The sequence below is a fragment of the Rhodococcus sp. 14-1411-2a genome, assembly GCF_002259485.1.
Lineage (GTDB): Bacteria > Actinomycetota > Actinomycetes > Mycobacteriales > Mycobacteriaceae > Rhodococcoides.
This window is the reverse complement of record NZ_NPGA01000018.1, coordinates 118,832-145,171: the sequence shown is the minus strand read 5'-3', so window position 1 is coordinate 145,171 and position 26,340 is coordinate 118,832. Positions and strand designations below refer to the sequence as shown.

Genomic DNA, 26,340 nt, shown 5'->3' with positions numbered 1-26,340 from the left:
CGCAAGACGCGCAAAACCGATTCCGACCAGAAGCCGTTCGGTCCCGCCCCGGACTCCAATACCGATTGGCTACAGTCAGGCAATGACAGCGATAGCCGCAGGAGACACCGCACCAGACGTCGGCCAGCTGGTACGGGTCCGCGGCCAGCAGTGGGTCGTTAATCGCCGCAGCGTGAGCACGCAGCCGCGTGACGAGCTGGCGACCGAACCCCCCGGACGAACGCTCGTCACCCTCAGTTCGGTCAGCGACGACGACTTGGGTGACGAGCTGACCGTCGCGTGGGAGATCGAGCCCGGCCGCGAAGTGCTCCCAGAAACACGGCTTCCTGCCGTTACAGAATCTGGCTGGGACGATCCACAGACCCTTGGCGCATTCCTCGATGCAGTGCGCTGGGGAACCGTGGCAAGCGCTGACGCTGACACTCTGCAGGCCCCGTTTAGGTCGGGCATCACCATCGAGGACTACCAGCTCGAGCCGGTGGCGAAGGCTCTCGGCATGCCGCGCGTGGCACTCCTTATCGCCGACGACGTGGGGCTCGGCAAAACCATCGAGGCCGGCTTGGTTATGCAAGAGATGTTGCTGCGCAACAGAGCTCGCCGTGTGATCGTCGTTTGCCCGGCTCCTCTTACAGGAAAGTGGCGGGACGAGCTGGCAGAAAAGTTTGGTCTCGACTTCACCGTTCTGAACGCTGAAGCCTTGAAGACACTTCGGCGAAGTCACGGTCTGGAAGCCAACCCGTTTTCCGTCTTTCCTCGCACAATTGTGAGCCTGCCCTGGTTGCGTACGCCTCGCGTACAGCGGTTGCTGGACGAGGTCTTGGTCGATAGCGCTCGCCATCCCGGGTTCTTCGACATCCTCGTAGTCGATGAAGCGCACCATTGCGCGCCTCCGGCTCCAGGAAAAGGTAGGAAGTACGCGCTGGACAGTTTGCAGACACGCGCCGTCCGGCGCCTGGGTGACTTCGCGCAACATCGAATGTTCCTATCGGCAACCCCCCACAATGGATACTCCGAGTCTTGGCAAGCATTGCTGGAGCTGTTGGACCCTCGGCGGTTCGCCCGCGGTGTGGAGCCGAGACCGGAAGTTGTCCAGCAGGTCATGGTTCGTCGGCTCAAGGACGATTTGACGCTTCCCGACGGCTCGCCTCGTTTTCCTGGTCGCCGTGCTCGGGCGCTCGAAGTTGCGTACACCACCGACGAACAGACAGGCCATGAATTGCTGTCGACGTACACCGAGTCGAGGCGAAATGTCCCAGGAGGCTCCGCAGTCCGTGCCGGCGACCTGATCAGTCTCCTGCTGAAGAAGCGGATGTTCTCATCCCCGGCGGCATTCGCTCGGACGTTGGATGCACATCGCGCTACCGTGGCGCGAGCTGGCGCTCCGGTTATCGAGGACAATGTTCCTGAGTGGTTGACCGATGCGTTGAGTTGGGAGGACGAGCCCGATCCCGATGAAGCCGAAGCCGACGTATTGGCACGTGCCGCGGCCACCACGGGCGAGTTGAACGCAGCACAGGCGAAGGTACTCGACGAACTCCACCAGTGGGCGCAACGCCGAGCGGAGCCGGCTGATAGTAAGGCCGATGTACTGGTCGACGAGCTGCGACGCCTGTGTCCGCCGGGAAGCGAGACTCGAGTAATCGTATTTACCGAGTACCGGGACACTCAGGTGTGGTTGGCAGGCATTCTCTCCGCTCGAGGTTTTGGCGGAGAGCGGCTGGGTCTGCTGCATGGCGGAATGGACGATAAGCAGCGTGAACACCTGAAAGATGCGTTCCAAGCCTCGCCCGACCGCGATCCGCTCCGCTTTCTGCTTGCCACAGATGCGGCCAGTGAGGGAATCGACCTGCAACGGCACTGCCATACCGTGATTCATTACGACATCCCGTTCAACCCGAACCGACTTGAGCAACGCATCGGTCGAGTCGATCGTTATGGTCAGAGCTCCGAGGTCGACGTCGTCCACTTTGTCGGCGCTGCTTGGCGGTCGGCCGTCGCAGGGTCTTACGACGGCGATCTCGAATTCCTCTCACGTGTGGCTGCCAAAGTTGCCACCGAGCGCCGTGACCTCGGTAGCGTCAATCCAGTGCTTGCTGGGGCTGTGGAGGCTCAGATGCTGGGCCGCCCGTTGCTCGTTGACCCGATGACAGTGAAGGCAAGCCCCGCCGCCACCGTTCTCAAGGCTGAGCAAGGACTTCGGGCCCAAGCCGAACGCTTGCGGGCTCAGCTCGATCAGTCCGTGGCACGACTTCACGTAGCTCCCGACAATGTTCGACGTGTCGTCGACACCGCTCTATCACTTGCTCAGCAGCCGCCGCTCGCCGATCGCCGGGTGGGCGAGGTAGAACCGCCGGAGCTGCGTAGTGGATGGGAACGCACACTTGCCGGTCTGCCAGACCCGTTGTCTGGTGAGCTGCGGCCATTGACCTTCGATGCTGACGTCGCCCGTGGACGCGACGACGTCGTTCTCGCCCACCTGGGACACCCCCTCGTCGCTCAATCGACTCGACTGCTTCGGAGCGCAGTCTGGGGCGGTCGCACTGATTTGTATCGCGTCACAGCGGTCCGCTTTTCACCACCCGACAGTCTGTCTCTACGCGGACCCGTCGTGATTGTGCTTGCCCGTCTGGTGGTGGTGGGTGCCGACGGAGGCCGCTTACACGAAGAAATTGTGCTGGCCGGCCGAGAGCTGCCGGACAAGGGACCGACCAAACGGATGGACCTCCAAAAGGCTAGCTACAGCGAACTCCGGACGTCAGTAGAGGCGGCTCTCGAACCTGATGCCTGCACGCCTGCGCCGTTAGACGCCCGCCACCGGCTTGCACAGCGGTGGGACGAACTCACCCCACGCCTTGTCGAGGATTTACGCCAGCGCGCTACAGCCCAGAAAGATGCCCGTTCGAGCGATCTTGCTGGTCAGCTCAGCAGAGCTACTCAACACACTCGTGCGGTTTACGATCAGCTCCGCGCAACCCTGCAGACGGCACTCGCGAATGACGGCGCAGTCCAACTGGCATTCGATGACCTACACAAGACCGAGCAGCAACAATTCGAGCGTGATCGCCAAGCATGGCAGCAGCGGCTTGACGCCCTCGAAGAGGATCGCGATCGCGAAGTGGACTTGCTCAATCAACGCTACGGGGACGTAAAGGAACTGGTATTCCCGTTCGCCGTGGTTCTCGCTGTCCCGGAAGGAAACAACTAATGAGCCGACGACGTCGCCGCACCTACGCCGCTGGAGAAGCGGCACGACATCGTCATTCATGGCTTGAACTTCTACAGACGTCGGGGCCATCCCTGACCTTGCCCGTCGTCGACCGTGTCTGGCCGACAGGTATTCCCGCTGTTGCACCAACATCACGCCGGGTCGTGCGAGCCGGAGCTGCCCAGGCGTTGGCCGATGGTGGTTCGAGCCGCCGCAGTGCCATCCAGACGGTGCTCGTCGAGGGTCTGGACTGGGGGACTCGTCTGCGCTGGGAAGACCAGGTTCCTTCCTCGATGGCCGAGCCAGTAGGCGAACACGGTGTGCTACTCGCACCGGACTTCGGCTTTTACGCAGACCTGCCTCCCGCTGAAACCTCTGAGGGCGAGACGAATTCGCTTCAGAACGATGAAGAAGAGCTCACGACCGAGCCCACTGCCGGACCGTGGCGACTGCTTGGTTCGATCACCCCATGGGGGACCCACCCTCTGCAGCGGACAAACTCCGACGGATGGTCGGCTAGTCCTGTCGAGCGGTTGGCGGTAGTTCTTCGCGCACGAGATGTCCCGATAGGACTGGTGACCGACGGGCGTTGGTGGGCGCTGGTATGGGCGCCGATCGGCGGCACCGTGGGCGCGTCCGTGTGGGATTCGAGTGTGTGGGGTGAGGAACCGGAATCGTTCGCTGCCTTTGTGGCACTACTGCAACGGTCCAGATTTCTCGCCGTCGCTCATGACGACACCTTGCCCGAGCTGTTCGCGGAAAGCCTTGAGGCGCACGAACAAGTCACCGAAACGCTTGGCCTTCAAGTTCGGGACGCCGTCGAGCTACTTCTCGAGACGCTCGACCGTCTCGATTCGGAATCGGGGGTCCTTCAGGGTGTCAATGATGATGACCTGTATGACGGTGTAGTCACGGTCATGATGCGGGTCGTGTTCCTTCTTTTCGCGGAGGAGCGACGACTACTGCCTAGTGATGACGACATTTATGTAGCCGCGTACAGCGCGAGCCGCCTCGTACAACAACTTGAGGCTGTCGAATCCCTCTCGGGTGCCCAGACGTTGGAGCACCGTACGGGTGCATGGCACAGATTGCTCGCCACTAGCCGCGCCCTGCACGCCGGCGTCGCGCACGAAGATCTCAGGCTTCCGGCGTATGGCGGTGCCTTGTTCGACCCCTCCCGGTTTCCTTGGTTGGAGGGACGCACAGGAATCGAAGGTGCAGAGAGCCTCCCGCCAGCGGTCGACGACGCCACAGTGCTGCGGCTACTTCGTGCCGTCCAGTACGTCGAGGTGGGCGGTGAGCGACGTAGATTGACGTTCCGCGCGCTGGACGTCGAGCAGATTGGATACGTCTACGAAGGGCTCCTGGAGCTCGAGGTGAGAACCGCCCCCGAACCGATACTTCAGCTGATCAGGTCTAAAGACTGGCCGAAGGGGAAGGAACCCAGCGAGCTTCCGCTGTCCGAATTGCAGAAATGGCTTTTAGAGACTCCATCGAAGCTGGCTGCAGAACTCAAAGCCAGGACCGGCCGGAGCGAGAGCCGCCTTGAGAAGGATCTTGCTTCTGCACTCGATCAACACGAACTGGATGCCCTTAGACGCCATGTCGGTGGCGACCTTGCGGATGAGGTACTTCCGGTGGCCCCGGTATTGCGTTGGGACTCCCTCGGACGGCCGGCGGTAATCACCCCTGGACGGCGATTCGTCGCGCCGTCAACTCGACGCGCCTCGACCGGGGCTCACTACACACCCCGAGTGCTAGCAGAGGAAGTTGCCGACAATGCTCTCGAGCCCTTGGTCTACCGACCCGGACCCCTTGAGACGGCGGACCGCAAAGCGTGGAAGATTCGTCCGTCCACGGAGATTCTTGACCTTCGGGTCGCGGACATAGCAATGGGGTCAGGTGCATTTCTCGTCGCAGCATGCCGCTACCTCGCGGACCGACTCATTGAGGCTTGGCAGGAAGAAGGCCGACCAGACGCCGTCTTGACCGCTCGTCATTCGAAACAGGGACGATTCTCAGCTGACGCGGAGGTAGAGCAGTTGTCCCTCGATGCCCGACGCAGGGTCGCCGATCGCTGCTTGTACGGCGTCGACATCAACCCTCTTGCAGTCGAAATGGCAAAGCTGTCCCTGTGGATTGTGACAATGGATCGCGAACGCCCATTTGGATTTCTAGACGATCGCTTTGTGGTGGGGGACAGCCTGCTCGGCATTACTAGCCTCACCCAACTTGAGCACCTCCACCTTTCGCCAAGAAATGTTGCGACATTCGACACTCTCTTACGTGAGGACGAGCTTAAAACGGCCGCTGATCTTCGGCGCATGATAACCGCTCACCCCGTCACCACCGGCCGCGATGTGCAGACCAAGCTAGGGCTCCTCGCAAAAGCGCGCCACACTACCCGAAATCTCGAAGCAATCGCCGACGCATTAGTCGGGGTGGGTCTACGTGCCGCGGAATTAAGAACCTCAAAGAAGATCGACATTGCGTTTGCTTCATTTGCCATGACAGTTGAGGCCGCAGCTCCAAACTGGACAGATAATCTCAGAGGACAGATTGCCGCCGTGCAGGGCGGTCGCCCGCATGGCGCGTGCGTTCGTCGCCCTCTTCAGTGGCCTTTAGAATTTCCGGAAGTTTTTGCAGACACAACTTCCCCAGGTTTTGACGCAATAGTCGGAAATCCACCCTTTCTTGGGGGGAAAAAAATCAGCGGTGCGCTAGGACTCGACTACGCCGCCTTTCTTCAGCATTGGGACGGTCAAGGAAAGCGAGGAAACGGGGACCTCGCTGCGCGTTTCGTCCTCCGCGCGTCCGCTTTGCTAAATAGCCAGGGGCAACTTGGGTATATCACCACGAATACGCTAGTGCAGGGCGATTCCCTTGAAATTGGGCTGTCGGAAATTGCCGCGCGCGGCTTCACGTTTCGTCGCGGGAACCCCAGCCACCCATGGCCAAGCACTAGCGCGAATCTCGAAATTATTGACCTGTGGGCAAGCCGCGCTTCGGTCTCCCCCGCTGGCCTCCGAGAGCTGGCAGGCGAGTCTGTTCCATTTATCGGAGCCGATCTTGAGCTACAGGGCCGAGTATCGGGGCGCCCTCAAAAACTTACCTCTAACGAATCCCTCGCATTCCAGGGCCACAATGTTCTTGGAGTTGGTTTCACAATGTCGCCGTCCGCCGCACGAGACTTACTTGAGCAAAATCCCCAGAGCCGTGAAATTCTAAAGCCATACATAAATGGAAAAGACCTAAATCAAACTCCAGACTGCACCGCCAGCCGTTGGATTATAAGCTTTGAGGAAAGAACATTCGAGGAAGCCAGAAAATTTCCAGAGCTTATCAATATCGTGGAAAGAGAAGTGAGACCCGCTCGGAATAAGCAAGATAGTCAGCGCTATCCAAGGATGGTCAACGAGTGGTGGAAATTTTGGCAATACCGAATTGGCCTTGAAGCAGCAATAGCCCCCCTAGAACTGGTTCTCGCAATGGCGCAGACCAGCAATGCCCTCCAGCCAGTGCGAGTATCGGCGAGGCAAGTTTTTGATCAAAAAGCAGTTATATTCGCCACAGAGGACTATGCATTTCAGGCAGCGATGTCGTCGTCGTTTCATTTCATATGGTCAGTTCGCTACGCGGCTACTATGCGGGTAGACATCAGCTACGCTCACACTGATGTATTCGCTTCATTCCCACTCCCCTCGGTGACTCCAGCGCTCAGCTTGCTTGGCAAACGCCTCGATTCCGAGAGGAGGACCCTCATGATCGAACGCGGCTGGGGCCTTACCACAACCTACAATCATGTGCACGACCCTTCGGACCGGGATCCTGCGGTACGTGCGCTCCGCGGCATTCACTCCGACATCGACCGCGCGGTCATGGCCTCGTACGGGTGGGATCTCGACCTAGAGATTGGACATCATCCTACGAAGATTGGCACTCGGTGGACGGTGTCTCCCCGAGCGCGGTTTGAACTGCTCGACCTTCTCCTTGAGGAAAATCATCGCCGTGCTGGTCTCGTGACGTCGGCTCGAAATAATGCGTGAGCCTTGAGGCCCGTCATCTGCTCGGCGACCGGGATTCCATACCGATTCGAACCGTTCCTGTCGGTGTTGGCTAGTAGCGTTACCTGGGATGAACATTGACGCCGCAGCTGCGGGCACAACATCCTCTTACGACGTCCGCGCCGAGCTGGAGCAATTGCTAGAACGAGATCTCCTCGGGCCACGCGACGGCGATAAGGAAGAACTCCCTCCGGGATTGCCGCCAGCGGAGCGCTATCTCATCGGCAGACTGGTTCCTCGCACGCGACCGTCGGAACCTGCACCCGCCGTCAGATCCACCGACGACGACGCTTTGGCCGACGGTCCTGCAGTCGATGCTGACCCCGATCTCGTCGACAACGAGGTCACGGACGCGACAGGGTCTCCGGGCGACGACGTTCCCGTTACTCAAAGTGCTCGATCTGGAACCATGGCTGCGTCTGCGATCGGGTTGTCGTTTCAGGTCCCCCTTGATGTGGAAAGGATCGTCGTCACTGCATCGTGGGGTTCGTACGCTCCAACCGCGTCCGAAGTCCATGTCACGGCGCAGGGAAAGCCACGGCGTGTGTGGCGGCGTACACCACGCGGAGGCACCGTCGAGGTCGACCTGACCTTGGCCGAGCAAGTGCCGACGCCCATCGATTCAGACCAAGAGCGAGTGGTTCTGCGGGCGACCGTGAGGGACCGCGGCTCGGTGCGGCTGGTCGATCTGGCCCTGGTAAACGATCAGGGAGTGCCCGACTCGAGTCCAGACACGGCACGGATCTATCAGGTTGGCTTGGTAGTCACAGCTCTCGACGGTGCCGCACCGGTGTTTCTCGCCCACAATGACCCTGACACGAGCGAGCCTCCCTCCAAGCAGGACGCCGAACGGCTCCACTTGGCTCTTCTCTATCGGGGCCGCCGTGAGTACTCACACGGTCGCCAGTGCGCCGTCGACCCTGATGTGCGCGACGGCGAGGTGCGCGCCTGGCGACTCAGCACAACGAGCTTCCCGGCTGCTGACGTCGCCCTAACTGTCCCGGGGGATCCCGCGAGTATGCCCGGCCTGGTCACCGATATGGCCCGTCTGGGCAGTCCTGAATTGGCACGCGACGACCTCGACAGAGCCCTCCGCCCGCTTGCCACCGGTTACCGTCGGTGGTTGGCCGACCAGCGAGAAAGACTTGATGATAGCGAAATTCGCCGCTACCGACCGGCGGGGGCCATCGCGCTGGACACCGCAGACACCATGGCCGACCGACTCGATAGGGCGATAACCTTGCTGCGGGATGATCCCCACGCCAGGGAGGCGTTCCGTTTTGCCAATCAGGCAATGGCGCTCCAGCGTGTGCGCAGCGAGATGGTCCGCGAACGTACCGCCGACCCCACCGCCACGGTGAGCGACTTACTTCGTCGTTTCGATGTACCTCGCCAACGAAGCTGGCGGCCCTTCCAATTGGCGTTCGTGCTGCTGTGCTTGCCTGGCCTCACCGATCCTTCCCACCCCGATGCACATCGAGACGAGACCGGTGAGGCGCAACTGCTGTTTTTTCCCACTGGCGGCGGCAAGACCGAGGCCTATCTCGGACTGACCGCTTACACGCTGGGGCTCCGCCGACTCCAAGGTGTCGTCGGTAAGGGCTCGGACGCAAGGGACGGCACCGACGGAGTAGCCGTCCTGATGCGCTACACACTGCGACTGCTAACTGCACAACAATTTCAGCGTGCCACGGCACTCATCTGCGCCTGCGAAATACTACGTCGCGAACGTGTTTCAGCCGGCGACTCACGCTGGGGATCGACCCCGTTCCGGATCGGCCTATGGGTGGGTAGCGCGGTAACACCGAACTCTTTCAGCGAGGCTCGTCGTGCGATCGAAGACACAAAGGGCCATGATGACGCGGTGGGGGGACCCCTTCAGCTTGCCTCGTGTCCCTGGTGTGGATCTCGCCTGTCTGCGGGCCGCGACCTACACGCGCACGAGAAGCGCAGGCGAGTGTTGCTCTTCTGCAGTGATCCAGAGGGTGATTGCGCTTACAGCCCACGCAACTCACCGGACGAGGGCTTGCCGGTCCTTGTCACCGACGAAGAGATCTACCGACTGACTCCCAGTCTGGTGATCGGCACCGTAGATAAATTCGCACAGCTCCCCTGGCGTGCATCAACCGCATCACTTTTCGGCACGGTGAATCAACGCTGCCCACGACACGGCTACATCAGCCCCGACAACGACAAATGCACAGGAAGACATCCGAAAGCCGGACCGCTGCCGTCGACCACCCCGCAGCCGGTGATGGCGCTGCGCCCACCGGACCTCATCATTCAGGATGAGTTGCACCTGATAGCCGACGCTCTCGGTTCTATGGTCGGACTATACGAGACTGTTATCGATGCGTTGTGCACCAGAACCGAGAATGGCAAACCCATCAGGCCGGTGCTGGTGGCATCGACTGCAACCGTGCGACGGGCGCGCGACCAGGTTGAACAAGTCTTCGCGCGCGACCTGTCGATCTTTCCGCCACAGGTACTCGACGCAGGTGAGACCTTTTTCTCAACTGTTGTGTCGCCAAGTCCCGCTACCCCAAGTCGGCGGTACCGCGGAATCTGCGCGACCGGAGAACGGTTCAAAGCCATCGAGATTCGAGTGGCAGCGGCACTCTTGGAACACAGTCAACGACTGTTCGACAAGTACGGCGACGCAGCCGACCCCTACATGACTCTTGTTGACTACTTCACCTCGACGCGAGAGTTGGCGGGGATGCGCCGATTGGTTGAGGACGACATCGCGGATCGACTGACATCTCAGTCCGTAGGAACGCGTCGCAGGCGTCCCCTGGTCACCGAGTTGACCAGCCGCATGCCAAGCAGTCGTATCGCAACCACTCTTGCCGACCTAGAGCGACCGTTCAGCACTCGTTTCGACACGAACGCCGCGATGGATGTCCTCCGCGGCGGACCTGGCGCAGAAAAAGAGCAACTCAGCGAGGCCATTCGAAACAGAGGGGTCCCGGCAATTGACGTCCTGCTGGCTACATCGATGCTTCAAGTCGGTGTGGACGTTCAGCGACTGGGACTGATGCTTGTCACAGGGCAACCGAAAAGCACCGCTGAGTACATCCAGGCAACTTCTCGAGTCGGCCGCAACACGGGTAGGCCGGGCCTCGTGGTGACGCTCTACCAGTGGAGTCGCCCTCGCGACCTGGCTCACTACGAGACCTTTGGATACGACCATGCGACGTTCGGTATGCGCGTCGAGGGCCTGACCACGACCCCTTACAGCGATCGGGCTCTGGACCGGGGCCTCAGTGCCGTTTTAACTGCTGCACTGCGCCATTCAGGCACAGCGTGGCTTCCAAATACAGCTGCTGCCACTGTGCCAGTCACGGGGCCTATGGCGAAACGAGTGGTAGGCATGTTCACTGCTCGCGCTGAGCGCGTCACCCACGACACGGCACAAGCGGCGCTAGTACGCGATCTGGTACAGAGCCGGCTCGACAAGTGGCACCATCAACGAACACATCTCCCGACCGGCACCCTCGGATATCAGCAAGCAGCGGATGTCACCGGGCTGCTCCACAAACCTGACGAGTCTGCTTGGGACACCTGGACGGCACCGATGAGCTTGCGTGAAGTGGAACCCGAGGTACTGCTTCAGCTCGATGGGCGTGACAACAGCCTGGACGACGCCCCCGCGTGGACCTACGACCGAACACTGAAGGATTCGTAATGACCACAGCTGCTCCATCTTCGAAGGTCACGGGACCCAAAGGTCAGCCCAGCCGCATTGGCGGAGCCAGGCCCAGCCATCTGGTGACTACCGGAGGCAGCGGGGCGATCGTCGACCTTCCAGGCATCAGTGTGATCGTCAAAGGAACAGAGAGCTGGCCTCTCGAACGAGCTGAGACCATCGTCGAACCGCGATTGCTAGAGAAGATCCGTGCCACCCTGGGCCCACAGGTAAACGCGCTCCACACCGCGCCGTGGGATCCTCAAGACACCGACGACCCGTGGACACGGACCGGGGTTCCGGTGTCACCTTTCCCGCGCTGGCTTCGCTGCCCAGCGTGTCACCGGCTCGGACCGCTGGACCCGCCTGGCCAGTTCGACCTGGTCCACCGCTACGGCCGGAGACCCGACCTTGCAAAGTTTGTCCACACCACATGCCAAAAACAGACGCAAAAGGCCGCACGTAACAAGCGGGCGTGTCTTCCCGCACGATTCCTTGTCGCTTGCGATGCGGGACATCTCGACGACTTCCCGTACGTCGATTTCGTGCACAGCGGCAGAACCGAGCCGTGCGGTGGACCAAAGCTGGTGCTCCGAGACAGTTCCAGCACCCTGGGGCCGCGAGTCACGATCACATGTGTCGAATGCTCGTCAGCGCGCAACGTCTCCCAAGCCAGCGGCCGGGACGGGTGGGAAGCGCTTCCCGTTTGCAGAGGCCGTCATCCACATCTACAGAAATTCGAGCCGTGCGGCCGAAATCTACGGCTCATGGTGCTCGGCGCGTCTAATCTATGGTTCAGCATCACCGCAAGCGCTCTACACCTACCGCAGAGCCAGACAGTCGCCGACATCGTCAGTGCGAACTGGGAAGTTCTGGGTCCGCAGCCAAACGAGGCTGTGGTCGGACTCCTGGTTGGACAGTTGGATTCACTGCGCGCGCTTCGAGACTCGAAGACATCGGAAGTGTGGTCGGCAATCGAAGCTCTCAAAGCATCCGGAGGGCCTGTTGACGCTCCTCCTCAGACCGACTTGCTCCGTGCCGAATGGGACTTGCTTTCGCACCCCACAACCCAGAAACAAGACGACGATTTTCGGGCGGTACCCATAAGCGGTCCCGATGGATACAACCACCTACTTCAGCAAGTCGTTCTGGTGAGTCGCCTCAGAGAGGTCCAAGCCCTCGTCGGATTCACCCGGCTCACCGCACCGGACCGCCGTGAATTGGATCCGGGAAATCGACTGAGCCTCAGTCGGACCAACAGCCCGAAATGGGTGCCCGCATTCGAGCAGCGCGGTGAGGGAATATTCCTCGAACTACCCGAACCTCGCGTACGCCAATGGGAGCGGCAAGTGTCCGAGCACCCCAGGATCCTAGCAATGCAGGATGCGTTCGCACGGTGGTCTGCAAATCGAGATCGCCCCGTCGATACCACCTTGCCTATACCGCGATTCTTGCTGCTGCACACGCTCAGCCATCTGTTGATTCGTCAGGTCGCTCTCGAATGCGGATATGGCTCGTCAAGCATTCGGGAACGGATCTACGTAGGAACGACGGCCGAGCCGGCCACCGGAATCCTGTTGTCGACCGCCGCCAGCGACAGCGAAGGAACTCTTGGCGGGCTGGTTGCGCTAGGTCAACCGCAGCACCTAAAGCGATTGCTGGACAATGCCTTAGTGGATGCCCAGAGATGCTCCTCGGATCCAATTTGCGCGGAACATGTTCCAGAGGATCCGTCCGACACTCTGCACGCAGCAGCATGCCACGCGTGTCTGTTTGCGTCCGAAACAAGCTGCGAAACAGGCAATCGATGGCTGGACCGAGCGGTAGTCGTCGAACTCACTGGCGACAATCTCGCGTTCTTGCGATGACAGAAGTGTCAGATGTTGTATCACTTTCGGTCAGCTTGAGCCGACGTCTGCCTCCGGCAGACATCCGACGGATTGCTTCCGCGCTCTTGATACCTCACGGATTGAACACACTCCGGGCAACAGCGGGACAGCGCATTCGTGAAGCTTGCGACGAACTGCATACGCTACCGCGGAACAGTGCTACTCGGTCACTTGCAGCCGGCGTCCTCCTTGGAAGTGTCGAGCACGATTCCAGGCAAAGCAGTGTTACCCCGGTTTGGACCGGACCCAATCAAGCTGTGTCGAGCCGTCTCACGTCCGCAGTGGTGATTGACTTAGTAGCCAATGCAGCAAGAAATATCCTCATAGTCGGCTACGCGGTCCATAATGAGCCGAGTGTTACTTCGGCGCTTCACCAGGCAGCGAGTCGGGGTGTCGCGATTACCTTGGTTGTAGAGCGCTCTATCGACAACACCAACTTTTCAGGGGGCAGTCATCCCTTCCCTGGGTTGGTAGCTACTCGGTTGTGTTGGCCCGCAAACTTGAGGCCCGCGGGCGCGTCGCTACACGCGAAGCTGCTCGTCGTCGACGATTCCGCAGCGCTGGTCGGAAGCGCGAACATGACTGGCGCTGCACTCGGCAAGAATCTCGAGTGCGGGCTTCTGGTTCGCGGTGGTTCCGCCCCGGTAAAGATCAGGGAGCACGTTGATCAGCTGCGTAGCAATGGTCAACTGCAGGTGGTGAATTAAAGTACACACAGATACCCTATTTGGCGCGGCCCCAGTTAGCCGGACCACATCTTTCTCTCCGTAGTCGTTGGCAGCTTGCTAAGCTGCGATGTCATCATTGTTTCTACCGCACGAGGATTATGAAACGGCCAGTCGCTCAGCGATACTAAGTCAAGTCCGAACTGGTGAATTCGAAAGAATCCACGTTCAGTGAAAGGTTTTTATGCGCCTGACTCATGTCAAGATCAGTAACTTCCGCAGCCTCGTGGGTGACCACGAATTTGATCTCACAGACGGAACGAATTTTGTTGTGGGCCCAAACAACTGCGGAAAATCGAACCTGCTGACCGCGATCGAGATGGCCATGGATCCTGACGCGGTCTTCGACCCCGAGCGAGATCGACCGGCTTCGTCTCAGGGCGTGGGCGGATGGGCCAAGTCTAGAATCGTCATGGTATTTCAAAAAACTAATGGATCCAGCCCAGAGAAGACTCTTATTGCTCGCGCTCTAGAGTACGAAACTGCGTTGCGCGCTAAACAGGGAAAGACGACGAGTCAACAGGGTCGCACTCACGCCGAAAATGATTGCGTTTGCCGCGTGGTCGCCTTTGGTGCCGCAGGCGCTCGGCAGGTGTCGTACCAAGCGAAGGGCCTCGGTGCCGTGTCGATGCCGGTCGATAGCGAGGAACATACGAAGCTGGAGGCTCAATTCCTGAGAGTACTGAGGTTCGGCGTCGTTCACAGCGGCCAAGATCTACGATCAGTACTCAGCGGGAAGTTCCGAGAGATTTTACAGCTTGTTATCAACGATCATCTTTCGGCTGAGATGGTGGAAATCGATAAACTGCGGCGAACCTATCTAAATGGGCTAGAGCGGAAGCTGTTGAAACCGCTGCGTGAACAGGTGCAAACGAACGTCGGCGGGATGTTCCCCGAAGTCAACTTAGTCAACCTTGTACCTTCCGTTCCAACCCTTGGGCAGACACTCTCGGAAGTTGGCGTGGAGCTCGGTGACGGAGCCACCACTGAGCTCACGGGCAAAGGCACTGGACTAAGAGGCGCGGTACTAGTATCCATGCTGCAGTACCTCGCCGATCAGAGCAGACGGTCGCTTGTCTTGGCAGTAGAAGAACCTGAAGCCTTCCTCCACCCCGGTGCTCAAGAGCTATTGGGAGCCCAGCTGCAGCAGCTGGCGAATCGGTCAGAAGTCACCTTGCTTGTCACTACTCATTCGCCACATATAATCTCCCGCGATAGCAAAGACCGAATTTTCGAGCTCACGAAAAACCCCGAGGGCCACACCCGTCTCGCACGATCCGCAAACGGGGATGATGACCGCGCTGAACTCCTCGGTTCGCTTTATTCCGATGCTGGATTAGCACGAGTTCTGGACAGAGCTACGAAAATCCCGGAGGGTTCTCGTGCGGTGGTAATCACTGAAGGTTACACGGACGACAGGTTCCTCCGGTATGCGCTTGAAGCGTCCGGGAAATTAGACCTCATTGATGGCCTGCACTTCTTGCCAGCAAACGGCTCAAAAAAAGTGGTCTTTCAGGCGGTGCTCGCCGAGTCCGCAACTGATGTTCCGGTCATTGCAATTGTCGACTATGACGAAATGGGCAAGAAGGCTGCGGATCGACTTGAGGACTTCGGATGGAAGAAAACCGTCCAGATTCTGTCGCTCAATTCCTGGCCCAACCGGTGTAAGCAGAACCATGACGTCGAGATCGAAGATCTTCTTCCGACCGCGGCCGCCCTTGCAGCAGGCAAGGCCCTCGGCGATGACGCCCACGATCAAACGATCAAGTGCGGGACCGACAACAGGCATTACAAGTTCTCGAAGGAGTGGAAAGAAGCTGCTCTGGAGAGACTCCCACAAACGCTACGGGGAACGGACTGCAGCTCGATGATCTGGCTGGCGGAGGAAATAAATCGGCGGATCGAAAAGGTTAATTCCGCGTGAAACAGAATTGAGCCGATAGCTAGCCTCGATCTTTCGCAGGGTCGACGTGTTGGCTTGAGTAGCCCGATATTGTAGTTTTTTGGTGCACGTGGCTGGCCCCCGGTAGTCGGACCGCCTCGGATTCCATTGGCCCCACAATTTTCCTACCGGGCGCGCCAGTTGATTAGGGTCTGACACGATTTAAACGTGCGATCTCTCCGCATGTCAGGGTGAGGAGTGTCCAGCGGTTCATAGCGGCGCGGTCTACCACAGGGCGAAGATCGGATTAAAATCACCATGACAACCACCGATTCCTTGCCGATCACCGGCGACAATTGGCAGTTGTAAATCCAGCACACCCCTGAGCCCAAGGAAAGCTACTACCGGCGAGGCTAGGTCGCCAAACAATTTCTTTGCTGAGGCTGTCGAAACTCGGTACGCCGCAAGACCTCAGGAGGCCAAGGCCCGCGCAGCAACGATCCCTCCTTCTCGTATCTTGACCACGATTTCGATCGGAACGCCTTCTGATCTCGCCACTGTCATCGCCGATCGAGGCTGTTGCCCGCCCAAACCGAAGACATCGACGAGAATCCGAGCTTCCTTCGCCGTCAACGTCGCGGCATACCGCAACATCAGATCGAGATTGCCGGGCGTGCCGATCGAACCTGCTACTGAATCCGTTTGCAATGCAGACGGACTCGACACAGCGGCAGCCGAGACAGCAGCAGGGTTCCGGCCTTGAGACCGGGACAGTTCACCAGCGGCAACAGGCTCGGTGAACGTCGGCGGCTTGGAGGAGGCGCGCACTGGTTCCAGTTTGGGTTCGACGGGGCGCGTTAACCATTCAGTCAGTAGCGTCGGCGCTTGTGCGAGGGGGACATCAACCTGCTCTTCAGCGATCTCGAGGAGTTGCTCCAAGAACGCCTCGTGCGCGCCAAGCGACGGATCTTCCATGGTCCCCGGCACGTACATGATCACGAATGCTGCTGCCCGGTCTCCGGGCTTGAGCCGTAGTACCCGACCCATACGCTGAATCATCTGCCGTCGGGAACTGCTGCTGGCTATGATGACGCCGACATCGACAGCGGGAACGTCGATTCCCTCGTCCAATACCCGGGGCGCGACGAGATTGGTCAGCGCACCGCTGCGGAACTGTTGCAGCACTCGAGTTCTGGCCAAACGATCAAGTCCACTGGAGTAAGCGCTGGACTGCACGCCACGCTCACGCAGAAGGGCCGATCCTGCTTCGGCCGACGCCTTCGTCTCGGAGAAGACGATCGACCGGTCCGACTTCGCCAACGCCGGTGCCAACGTTCCGAGCGCATCGATCTTGCCCTGGCAGTCCGCTAGCAAGGACCGTCGCTTGCTGAATGCCGACAGGTACCGGCTGGCGAGTCGTCCTTCCGGAAGGTCTCGTTGTTCCGCCAGCTTCGTCACGGTCTTCATGAACTCGCCGAAAGGCGATGCGACACAATCGTATTTACTAGTGAGATTCTTGCGCGCATCTCGTGCGATCGCATCGTGTTCCTCGAACTTGGTACGTTCTTCTGGCGTGAACTCGATGGCAACCGTCATCAGGCGGACGGGAGCAAGGACGTTGTCTCTCCGCCCACGGGCAAAGTCGCATCCTGCAATCTTCGTTCGGAAGTACGGGAGGATGTGGGTGTCGACACCTTCGTCCTGACGCTCCAGCGTGGCCGTCAATCCGAGGCGATGGTCGAACCTGTCGGTGAAGACCCTAGCGAACCCATCGGTGCCATAGCGGTGGACCTCGTCCGCGATCATCAAGGCACCGGGACGCGGCTGAGGGGCACCCTTCATGATGGCCGACTGAATGGTGGTGATCAGAACGCTGCTATGCCGGAAGTCATCGCGATGCCCGTTCCCCCGCCTACCGACCGATACCGACGGAAGCTGCTGTTTGACCTCCGTGTGCCACTGCTCGAGGAGGTCGATGGTCGGCACGACGACGAGGACCTGCTGGTTCAGGCTCCGCGCCGACACGATCGCAGCCACACCGACACGCGTCTTACCAGTGCCGGTGACTGCTTCGACGATGGCACGATTGCCAGCCCCTCGCCAGGCCTCGAATGCTTCCTTCTGCCAAGCCCTCAGTTCCGTCATGATGCCGCGTCCTCGGGTCGTACCCACTCGGCAACGCCATTGCGTCGATGTCTGCGCACAAGCTTCTTTGTCAGCTCCAAGTCAGCGAGCAGTTGCTGTGCAGCGATCGGGGTCATGCCCGTGATCAACGAGCAACGCCGCAAGGTCAGTGGCGCGTCGCGACGCGCTGCAGCGACTGCGATGACGCGGCCCGTCGACAACGATGCTGCGGGCAGCGATGCCAATGCCGCTTGCACCGCGGCAGGGAGCGTTTCGATACCGACCCCTGCCGTTGCCGCGGCGACAGGTGCTGTCGAAACGACGGGCTTTTTCGACGGTGTCCGTTTCGGCATGACTGCCGGCGAAGGACGCGTCGTCACCGGCACGCGCTTGACGGGGGTGGACCGTCGCGGGGTCGAGTATCGAGAGTCGACCCGAATCTCGCGCGACCCATCGAGCTTCGGCGGTCGTGTCTCCCCCGGCTCGAGCTCGACGACCTGAACGGAAGTCGAACGGACTGGATACTTTTCCTCGATCACCGTAGGCAACGGCGCGACCACGGTATCCACAACCGGAGCAGGAGTCACCGGCTCCTCGTCAGGAAGGGCGTCCTCGTTGGAATTCGCGCTCAGTACAACCGGTTTCCAACTCGCATCCCGGCCAGCGTCTGCGATCTCCACTTCACCGGGAAGAATTCCGACCGCGTCCAGAATTTCGATGATCGGGGCGAGTGCCGTGTCCACGTCGACGACGAACTGGGACGCACGTACTCTCCCGAACGTCCAGCCGCACCGCTTCAAATCCATTTCTCGGCGAAGGCGTTCGACAACAACGCCTCTCGAACGCGTACGGTCGTCATCGCATTCGATCGCGACCTTCGATGCGACACCGGTGACCACCAGATCCAGGACGAGTTCGTTGATCTCGATCGCAGAATTGACGTGGTATCCGCGATCGCGCAGGGCGACGAACACCCTTTGAGCCGTCATCGATACGAAATCACTGTGGAGGACTTCCTCGTCGACAACCTGCGGCATCTCCGGAACCGGGACCGTGGGCGCAGCTTCCAGGTAGGTGAGCAACGACGTCCGCAGATCCAGCGGCGAGAGATCCTCTGCTCGAACAGAATGGAACAACCACAACTGATCACGAGCGCGGCTTGCAGCGACATTGAAGCGGCGCTGCCACATCTCGTTGGTCAACGCATTGCTCGACGATCCCGCGCCGACGACCATCGACACGAACACAACGTCTCGCTCATCGCCCTGGAATTCGGGTGCCGTTCCCACGCGTAAACGCAGGTTGTCCCTTTGCTCGGCCGGGATACGCTCCGAGATCAGCGAGCGGATCAACTCGACCTGCGCGCGGCTCTGCAAGACGACGACTCCGAAAGTCATACCGTCGTAGTCAGGATCGGAGATGCACTCGCACAGTTTCTCGACGAGGCCACGTGCTTCGATCTCGTTGACCAAGGTCGCACTCGACCCGGTCGTTTCTGCGCCCTTGACGTAGGTCGACACGAGCGGTTGCAGGCGTTCCGCTCCGAATTGTCGAACCGGAATCAGCGGAGTGTCTCGATAGAACTGCTTCGACGACCATTCGATGATCTCCGGCATGGACCGGAAGTGCTCACGTAGCCGTACACGCTGGTTGTACCGGCTACGGAGAAGCGAGAACAGGCTCGAGCGAGGGCTGAAATTGTTCCGGACGTGCATCGGTAGATCGCCGAGGTGAGAGTCCAGACGCTCGAAAACAGTGTCGTCGGAGACCTGCTGTATTCGATCCGGTGCGCACTGCTTGTCGTCGCCCACCACGATCACCCGCGGTGCGAGCCACATCAAAAACAGACTGCTGATGTCCGCCTGACTCGCTTCATCGACAATCACGACGTCGAAGACGTTCTGCTGCGGCGGAATCGAAGACAGAACCTGCCCGATCGGCATGATCCACGCCGGAACAGCACTCTGCGCTTCCTGCATGGCAGCCCGTGCTGAGGCTCGGTAACGCTGTGCGATTTTGGTACTGCCAACACCGATGTTGCTGATGCTCTCCTGGTAGGTGTGGAGCGCTTGCATCTCCCGTGACGTCATGCGCTGCAGACACTCTCGCCATGCTTTCTCCGCCGCCAGTGTCGCTGTGAGCTGGGAGATCTCTCTATCTACATCGTCGTAGAGATCGTCCAGGTTCGATGCTTCGGGGCGGACGAGACGCTGTTCGACGTGCTGGGTCGCCCACCTCCACGCCCATGCATCCTCGAAATCGCCGGCAACGGTCACCCAGTCGGTGACGCGGTCGCTTGTGACCAGATGACCAAGTGTCGGTGCTGCTGCATCGAGATCCCGCAGTATTGCATCCATCGACAACTGTTGTTGCTGTTCGACACTCGCGCGTACATAAGCCTGGACCGCAGCGCCGAATGCCTCGCGGTCGGCGGTGCGGAGCGCGTCCGATAGTGCGAGCGCCTCTGTGCTGTTCGCCCCGCCGGTGGCAGCGTCGAAACCATCCGCGATCACCACAAGCCGCTGCAGCGCGTCGCGTGCATTCGCGCCCGCCAGCGCCTTCTCGATATCCGACAACAGCCCTTCCACGCCGTCCAGCGTTCGTAGCGCCACCCGGCCTTCGAGCTCATCCGAGATTGTTGCAATCCGCTCGACGACGTCCTGCACCAGCGCCACGTCGCGCACGGCACCGTCCACCTCGTTGATACGCGCCGCTCGACTCTCTCGGTGCGGAGCGCGAATACCGATGTCCGCCAACAACGATGCGGCCTCGTCTACTGAACGAAGCGCACGGATATGTTCTGCAACAACGCGGTACGCCTGGGCTCCCTGAGCCGGAACGCCATCGACTGTGGCTGTCGCGCCCAGTTCATCGACCGCGGTCTGCTCTTTCGGCGTCCGCAACCACCGGAGGGTGTCGAACCGCCCTTCGGTGTAGAGACGCGCGGCTGCGTCGTACGTCTCCAGAGCAACGAGATCGGCTCTGTCGACCACCACATTCGCTGTACCGACCAATGCGTCGGCAGATTTCGCGTCGTCGAGCAGGGCTGACGCCCCGATTGCCCTCGTCCACAGGTAACCGAGCGAACCGGACAACACACCGTCCAGCACGGCGCGGAGGTCCCCATCCAGCTGCGTGCCGCGCGCAAGAACCTGACGCGACAGTGCTGCCAGTCGGCGCAGCTCCGCCGTCGGGAGATCAGCCAGTGCAGATACCGAAGCCCGACTGCTTGCACCGTCGCACAGTCGAGTGACCACGGTCTTGCTCGGTAGCACTGTGGACAGGTCCGGAAGAGACTGTTCGCGACGGCCCGCCGCATGGAGCTCGCTCTCGACCAGCAGACCCGCGAGCTCAGCAAATTGCGCCGAGGTGATTGGCGGCGACTTCTTATAGAGCGGACCCGGCACCCAGGACAGCTTGGCGGCAGACGCAGCAAGCTGCAAGGCCACTCCCGACATCGTTCCGTCGTAGTGCGAGCCGAAATTCTGGACCTCGGACTCGTCGGACCTCGTCGACGTCAGCTCTTCTTCCAGGGTGTACTTCTTGTTGATCGCTCGGTAACGATCCCCGGCAATTCTCTCGATTCTCCGGTCCGCCTGAGCGATCTCGAAATCCGCAAGACGGCCGGCAATCACCGAGACACTGTGGTCGAGTTCTTCCGACCCACCCTTGGCCAGGTCGGTGATCGACACACACAGATCTTGTAGTTCCGACGGCAACTTGTCTCGGAGCACTCGCAATGCCTGCGACTTCTCACTCGTGACGAGAACTCGCTGACCCTGAGCCAGCAACGCAGACATCAGATTTGCGATGGTGTGGGTCTTTCCCGTTCCGGGCGGCCCTTCGACAACCACACCCGTGTCAAGCGAGAGCTTCTCCATGATGCTGGACTGCGCGCGATTCGCGGCAAGTGGAAAGAGAATCTCTGGCGTCGGCTCTGAGCTGGGACGCGCCAGCCAGTCCAGCCGGTCCGTCGACTCGATGCTCTCGACGAGCTGTTGAAGTCCCAACGGAACGTCGGCACCGTCGTTCAACGCAGCAATCATGGCGTCGTAGTAGGAGACGAGCGCAAAGCCGGTTCGGCGACGAAGCAGCAATGCAGGTGACTCACGGACCGTCCCGCGACGCGCGGCAGGTGGAACATGTCGATCGGCGACGTACGTGATGCTGGAGATGGCCGAACTCGACCACTCCTTCAGAATGCTGGAAGCAGAGCTTGCGATCGGCGAGCCCGCAATGTCGCCGAGTTTATTTGCAAGGAATGCTGCTGACGCCGTGTGTAGTCCTTTCAGCCCGAGCAGCAGTTGTCGGTCTTCGAGGCGAGGGCTGCTTCCAGCCGTCAACTTGACCAGCAGATCCCCGGTGTCCTCGTCCCGAATGACCTCAACCGGTTGAGTCACCAGATGGGAATCGATGGCCACTCCGGACACTGTGGCCGATAGGAGTCCCGACGCCAGAACGACTTCGACTGTCTCTGGCTGTGTGTGCGACTCTTCTCGCATTCGATCGACCGACAAGTAGAGCTCTGCCAGCGGACGTTTCGTCGCGTCGTCGGCTGCCCACACCTGCCACTCGATGAACCACGATCGAAACGCCTCGGACTCGGTTACGCCGGCTCCGCGTGCGAGAGTCGGTGGTGCGGCGGCACGGTCGATCGGGCCTTGCACCGAATCGACGAGCTGATCGGGCAGTTGCGGGGGCGGTTCGACACTGACTCGGACAACCCGGACGACCACGTCGCCCGCTGTTGCGTTGTCATCGACCTGGACGTCGCGGTCCCGTCGATACAGCCACTCGAGCCGAGTCGTCGGCCCGTAGGCGCGAACTGGTTTGGACTGAGCCGAGACCGTCTCGCGCAAGAACTCGAGCAATCGACGGACTCGCCCGCCGACCTCATCGCTGTGAACGGTCACCGCACTCCTCACTCCAAGGTTGTCCCGACAATCTAGCGCCAGAGTCGGACAAACGTGACGGGCGGTCGGTTGGGTGACGTGGGCTTGGTACTGAGCCGTCGCAGGGGCAGGTCGGGCATCACGCCGTGGTCCCGCGCAAACCAGCGTGGATGTCGTGGGTGGTATGTACCGTGTGACTCACCGAGCCGGCAACCGAGGAGTGGTGTGAAGACCGAAGTTCGTTCCCCACTGGATATTTTCAATCTCCCTCAGCACCTGGTCATTCCGTTGTTCCAACGGCCCTACGTGTGGAGTCTCGAAAACCAGTGGGCCCCCCTGTGGGACGACATTCGCAGGCTGTCCGAGCTCCGCGTGAAAGACCCGTCGAGTAGCGCCACCCACTTCTTCGGCGCTGTTGTTCTGCAAGCGCAGGAAAATCAGACGGGCACATTTCAGCCGCGCCTGATCATCGACGGCCAACAGCGCCTCACCACATTGCAGCTAGTCATGGACGCAACTGCGTCCGTACTCGAGGCGCGAGCCGAGGACAATCTGGCCAGACGATTGGAGGAGTTGACCCACAACCCCGCCCACTACGTCGACCAGGAAGAAGATCGACTCAAGCTCCGGCATACCAACCGGGACCGGATGGCCTTCGACGAGGTCATGCAGGCCGACCCGCCAATCGACTATGCGGGTCTCACGCACGCACAGAGTCTGCTTTCTCAAGGGCATCAATACTTCAGCGCCGCCGTGGAGGAGTGGCTCGGACCGGTGACCGACTCGGCCGCGCATTCCCGTGCGGAGGCACTGACGGGAGTGTTGACCAGGGGGCTGCAGCTAGTTGTCATCGACCTTCAAGCCGACGAGAACTCGCAAGAGATCTTCGAGACGCTCAACGCTCGTGGCACACCGTTGACCGCGGCCGATCTTATCAAGAACTTCGTATTTCAGAGACTCGATTCGGAGGGCACTGACACTGCGAAGTCTTACAAGGACGACTGGCCGTTCGACTCCACATTCTGGGAGCGCGAGGTGAGCGTAGGTCGGTACCTCGTCTCTCGGAGTTCACTGTTCCTCAATCAGTGGCTGGTGGCACGTGTGGGTGAGGAGATCAGCCCCCGCCATACGTTCACGCGATTCAAGCATTTTGCCGAACACGAAGCTACACAGTCGATGACAACGCTTCTGCCGATGATCAAGATGCAGGCCGATCAGTACAGGAGTTGGACCGAGCGCGCAGCTGATCCGCACGCACCATTGACCGCGGTAGAACTCAACGTCTACCGACTGCATGCGAGCGAGCTCGAGATACTCAAACCGATACTCATCTGGCTCCACGAGCCGGACTCGAATTACGACCAGGCGACGATCGACGGAGTTGTCAGCGCTTGTGAAAGCTGGGTGATGCGGCGAGTCCTCACTCGGTTGGGGACCAGCGATCTCGGGCGGGTGGTGGCGGACCTCATCAAGAGCAACCGCCAGACTCCGCCCGAGAATCTGATCAACGCGGTCCAGCTCTACCTCACCCGCCTCAACGCGGCCGGTACGTACTGGCCCGGTGACAAGCAAGTGTTCGAGGACGTCAAGACTCAGGCTGTCTACCGTCGGTTCAAGCGAGGCCGGCTCCGTGTGTTCCTCGAAGCGGTCGAAGATCACTTACGCGGCTTCACAACTGCGAAGCCGATGAGTAACTCCCGAGTACCGCGAATTGGCTATCCCATCGAACACTTGATGCCCCAGAAGTGGGAGGCCCACTGGCCAGTGGAGACCCCACCGGAGCAAGACCAGCGGAGAGAACACATCCATCGTCTCGGCAACCTCACACTGCTGACGCAGGCTCTCAACGGGAAAGTGTCCAACGGACCGTGGTTGGGCGAAAACGGCAAACGCGCGAGTTTGGACACTCACGACACCTTTTTGATGAATCGACGGAAGAGCATTGCCGCCGATGGCTGGTCAGAGAAGGAGATCAACGAACGAACCGACGCGCTCATCCAATCCTTGATCGCGACGTGGCCGGTTCCTGAAGGGCATATCGGTGAGGTCAAGGACAAGCCAGCAGAGCAAGCAGCATCAGTGACACTCACGCAACTTGTTTCTGCTGGGCTCCTCGAGCCAGGCACTGAACTTCACGCACGCTCGGGAACCTGGAAAGACCTGCGCGCCATAGTCAACGAAGATTCCAGCCTGTCTTTGGACGGACAACGGTTCACCACGCCGTCGGGTGCAGGCCATCACCTCAGAAAGGGCGCGACCAATGGGTGGCATTTCTGGCTTCTCCCTGACGGCCGGAAGTTGAAGGATCTTCGAGACGAGTACGTCGCCAGCCGTCAGCAGGTCTGAGATCTCGGTGACTGACGATGCGACGACCTTCGGGCACAGCTGCACTGAGCCAAACCCATTCGTGAACAGGATAAATCGAAAGCCGGAGGCAAGTAGTGGCTACGACCGAGGACGGGTTCGCCTTGTTCGAGGCAGAAGTACGTCGGCGCGGCGGAACCGCACAGCGGATGCCGGGTCTGGAAGCTGTTGTCGAGGTGCTGGATTGCGATGCCCGCGTACACCGAGTCAGACTCAAGACGAAGAAGTCGGGAGACTGGCAAGACACCAAGAAGTCACGACTGGTTCGCCCACCACACAGACGCATCGACGCCTGGGCGTTCGTTGACGTCCGACTCGACGCGTCGAACATCAGCATCGTCGAACACGACTGGATGCGAAAAACCATCGCCGCCGACGTGGACGCATGGCTCTCACGGGACCCATCGCGCAACGCCGATACCGAAACGCATCATCGGATCACCGATGCCCAGGTCATCGACTGGCGTGGTCGTTGGGATGTCATCGGGCTGTCTGAAATGCCCACGGTGCGACACGATTCCGTAACCGTGTCCAATCTGGGCGCATGGGTCTTCAAGTGCAATCCGAAAACATGGGACCTCGAAACCTTCGTGGCCGATGGTCACACCCATATCGAAGATTGGTCCGTCGCGAACAACTACCGATCCGAGCTGATTCAGCACGGACAGCGAGCACTTTTCTGGGTGAGCGGTGCCGAAGACGGTGCGATGCCGCGGGGAATCTGGGGTTATGGGTGGACGACTGGTCGTCGCAGATTCGTGGCACAGCCATACGAAGGTTATTGGGAAGACGACGACAAGCGGATCGACTCTCAGTGGTACGTGGACACCGACCTGCACTTGCTCGATGCTCCCGTGACGAGCGCAGAATTGAAGCAGATCGACAGACTCAGTGACCTCGAGGTGCTTCGGCAGCCGGTCGGTAGCAATCCATCGTGGGTCAGCCAGTCTGAGCTCGCAGCTATCGAAGATCTGTTGCCCCCGTGGCCCGAACTCGGGAAACCGGCTGGAACGCCGATCACCGTGAGCGAGCGTGGAGCGGGCTTCGGCGATCCTGTCACGAACAAGCTGATCGAGAATGCCGCGGTCGACGCCGTCACCAACTATTACCGCGACCAATACCATTGCAAGGTAACCGATGTGGGTTCCCAGAAACTGGGATGGGATCTTTCCTGCGTGGCACCGGACGGCACGTTGTACAGGGTCGAAGTCAAAGGTGTTGCCGGTGGCAAGCCGTCGATTCTCCTAACGCGGAACGAATTGCGTTCCGCCAGAGAAGACCCCAACTGGGAGCTTGCGGTGGTTACAAAGGCTCTAAGCAGTCCGACAGTGTCGATCTACTACCCCGAAGACGTCCTCGACGTAGCGGAGAGCATGGTCTACCGGGTCGACCTACCGCCAGTGTGACGCGACGAGCGCCCAGTCGCCCCAACCGGAGCTGGGTCCACATCGACAGACCGACAGCACGCAACTGTGTTTCCGCCGACGTATGCGTGAACCTCAGGGTT

At 60.1% G+C, this 26,340-nt stretch carries 10 protein-coding genes; 8 read left to right on the top strand and 2 right to left on the bottom strand.

What is annotated here, in order from left to right; translation table 11 throughout:
• Positions 1–82: 82 nt before the first annotated feature.
• The 6 genes from drmD to CH291_RS18000 all read left to right on the top strand — a co-directional run bounded on the left by drmD (position 83) and on the right by CH291_RS18000 (position 15,495).
• Positions 83–3,205, top strand: a complete 3,123-nt coding sequence (gene drmD, locus CH291_RS18025) for a DISARM system SNF2-like helicase DrmD (protein WP_094688231.1) — start codon at positions 83–85, stop codon at positions 3,203–3,205.
• On the top strand, positions 3,205–7,251 hold the full coding sequence (locus tag CH291_RS18020; protein ID WP_143545944.1) for an Eco57I restriction-modification methylase domain-containing protein: 4,047 nt from the start codon (positions 3,205–3,207) through the stop codon (positions 7,249–7,251). Before drmD ends, CH291_RS18020 begins: the two co-directional genes overlap by 1 nt.
• 88 nt (positions 7,252–7,339) lie before the next feature.
• Positions 7,340–10,957, top strand: coding sequence for a DISARM system helicase DrmA (gene drmA / locus CH291_RS18015; protein WP_094688229.1), 3,618 nt, complete (start codon positions 7,340–7,342; stop codon positions 10,955–10,957).
• Positions 10,957–12,825, top strand: a complete 1,869-nt coding sequence (drmB, locus tag CH291_RS27440) for a DUF1998 domain-containing protein (protein ID WP_094688228.1) — start codon at positions 10,957–10,959, stop codon at positions 12,823–12,825. The genes drmA and drmB overlap by 1 nt, the downstream gene beginning before the upstream one ends.
• Positions 12,714–13,553 carry a DISARM system phospholipase D-like protein DrmC gene (gene drmC / locus CH291_RS27435; protein WP_373455144.1) on the top strand — a complete coding sequence of 280 codons (840 nt, stop codon included), beginning with the start codon at positions 12,714–12,716 and terminating at the stop codon, positions 13,551–13,553. Before drmB ends, drmC begins: the two co-directional genes overlap by 112 nt.
• A gap of 202 nt (positions 13,554–13,755) precedes the next feature.
• Positions 13,756–15,495 (top strand): ATP-dependent nuclease, encoded by a 1,740-nt coding sequence (locus CH291_RS18000; RefSeq protein ID WP_094688226.1) that lies wholly within the window; start codon positions 13,756–13,758, stop codon positions 15,493–15,495.
• A gap of 429 nt (positions 15,496–15,924) precedes the next feature.
• On the opposite strand, the gene CH291_RS17995 is transcribed toward CH291_RS18000, so the two are convergent.
• Entirely contained in the window at positions 15,925–17,598 is a 1,674-nt protein-coding gene (locus CH291_RS17995) for a DEAD/DEAH box helicase (RefSeq protein WP_143545943.1), read from the bottom strand.
• Positions 17,595–22,490, bottom strand: a complete 4,896-nt coding sequence (locus CH291_RS17990; protein ID WP_094688224.1) for an AAA domain-containing protein — start codon at positions 22,488–22,490, stop codon at positions 17,595–17,597. The genes CH291_RS17995 and CH291_RS17990 overlap by 4 nt, the downstream gene beginning before the upstream one ends.
• Positions 22,491–22,694: 204 nt before the next feature.
• Here CH291_RS17990 and CH291_RS17985 point away from each other — a divergent pair, with 204 nt between their 5' ends.
• Together CH291_RS17985 and CH291_RS17980 are read left to right on the top strand one after the other, a co-directional pair.
• A complete protein-coding gene (locus CH291_RS17985) occupies positions 22,695–24,815 on the top strand; it encodes a GmrSD restriction endonuclease domain-containing protein (protein WP_094688223.1) in 2,121 nt (706 codons plus the stop codon).
• Positions 24,816–24,937: 122 nt separating this feature from the next.
• On the top strand, positions 24,938–26,239 hold the full coding sequence (locus tag CH291_RS17980) for a protein NO VEIN domain-containing protein (protein ID WP_143545942.1): 1,302 nt from the start codon (positions 24,938–24,940) through the stop codon (positions 26,237–26,239).
• Positions 26,240–26,340: the final 101 nt, after the last annotated feature.

What these genes read in the sequence shown, in the direction of transcription:
- drmB (WP_094688228.1), top strand. Translation starts at nt 10,957, where the DNA reads ATGACCACAGCTGCTCCATCTTCGAAGGTCACGGGACCCAAAGGTCAG.
- CH291_RS18020 (WP_143545944.1), top strand. Translation starts at nt 3,205, where the DNA reads ATGAGCCGACGACGTCGCCGCACCTACGCCGCTGGAGAAGCGGCACGA.
- drmD (WP_094688231.1), top strand. Translation starts at nt 83, where the DNA reads ATGACAGCGATAGCCGCAGGAGACACCGCACCAGACGTCGGCCAGCTG.
- drmA (WP_094688229.1), top strand. Translation starts at nt 7,340, where the DNA reads ATGAACATTGACGCCGCAGCTGCGGGCACAACATCCTCTTACGACGTC.
- CH291_RS17995 (WP_143545943.1), bottom strand. Translation starts at nt 17,598, where the DNA reads ATGACGGAACTGAGGGCTTGGCAGAAGGAAGCATTCGAGGCCTGGCGA.
- CH291_RS18000 (WP_094688226.1), top strand. Translation starts at nt 13,756, where the DNA reads ATGCGCCTGACTCATGTCAAGATCAGTAACTTCCGCAGCCTCGTGGGT.
- drmC (WP_373455144.1), top strand. Translation starts at nt 12,714, where the DNA reads ATGCCACGCGTGTCTGTTTGCGTCCGAAACAAGCTGCGAAACAGGCAA.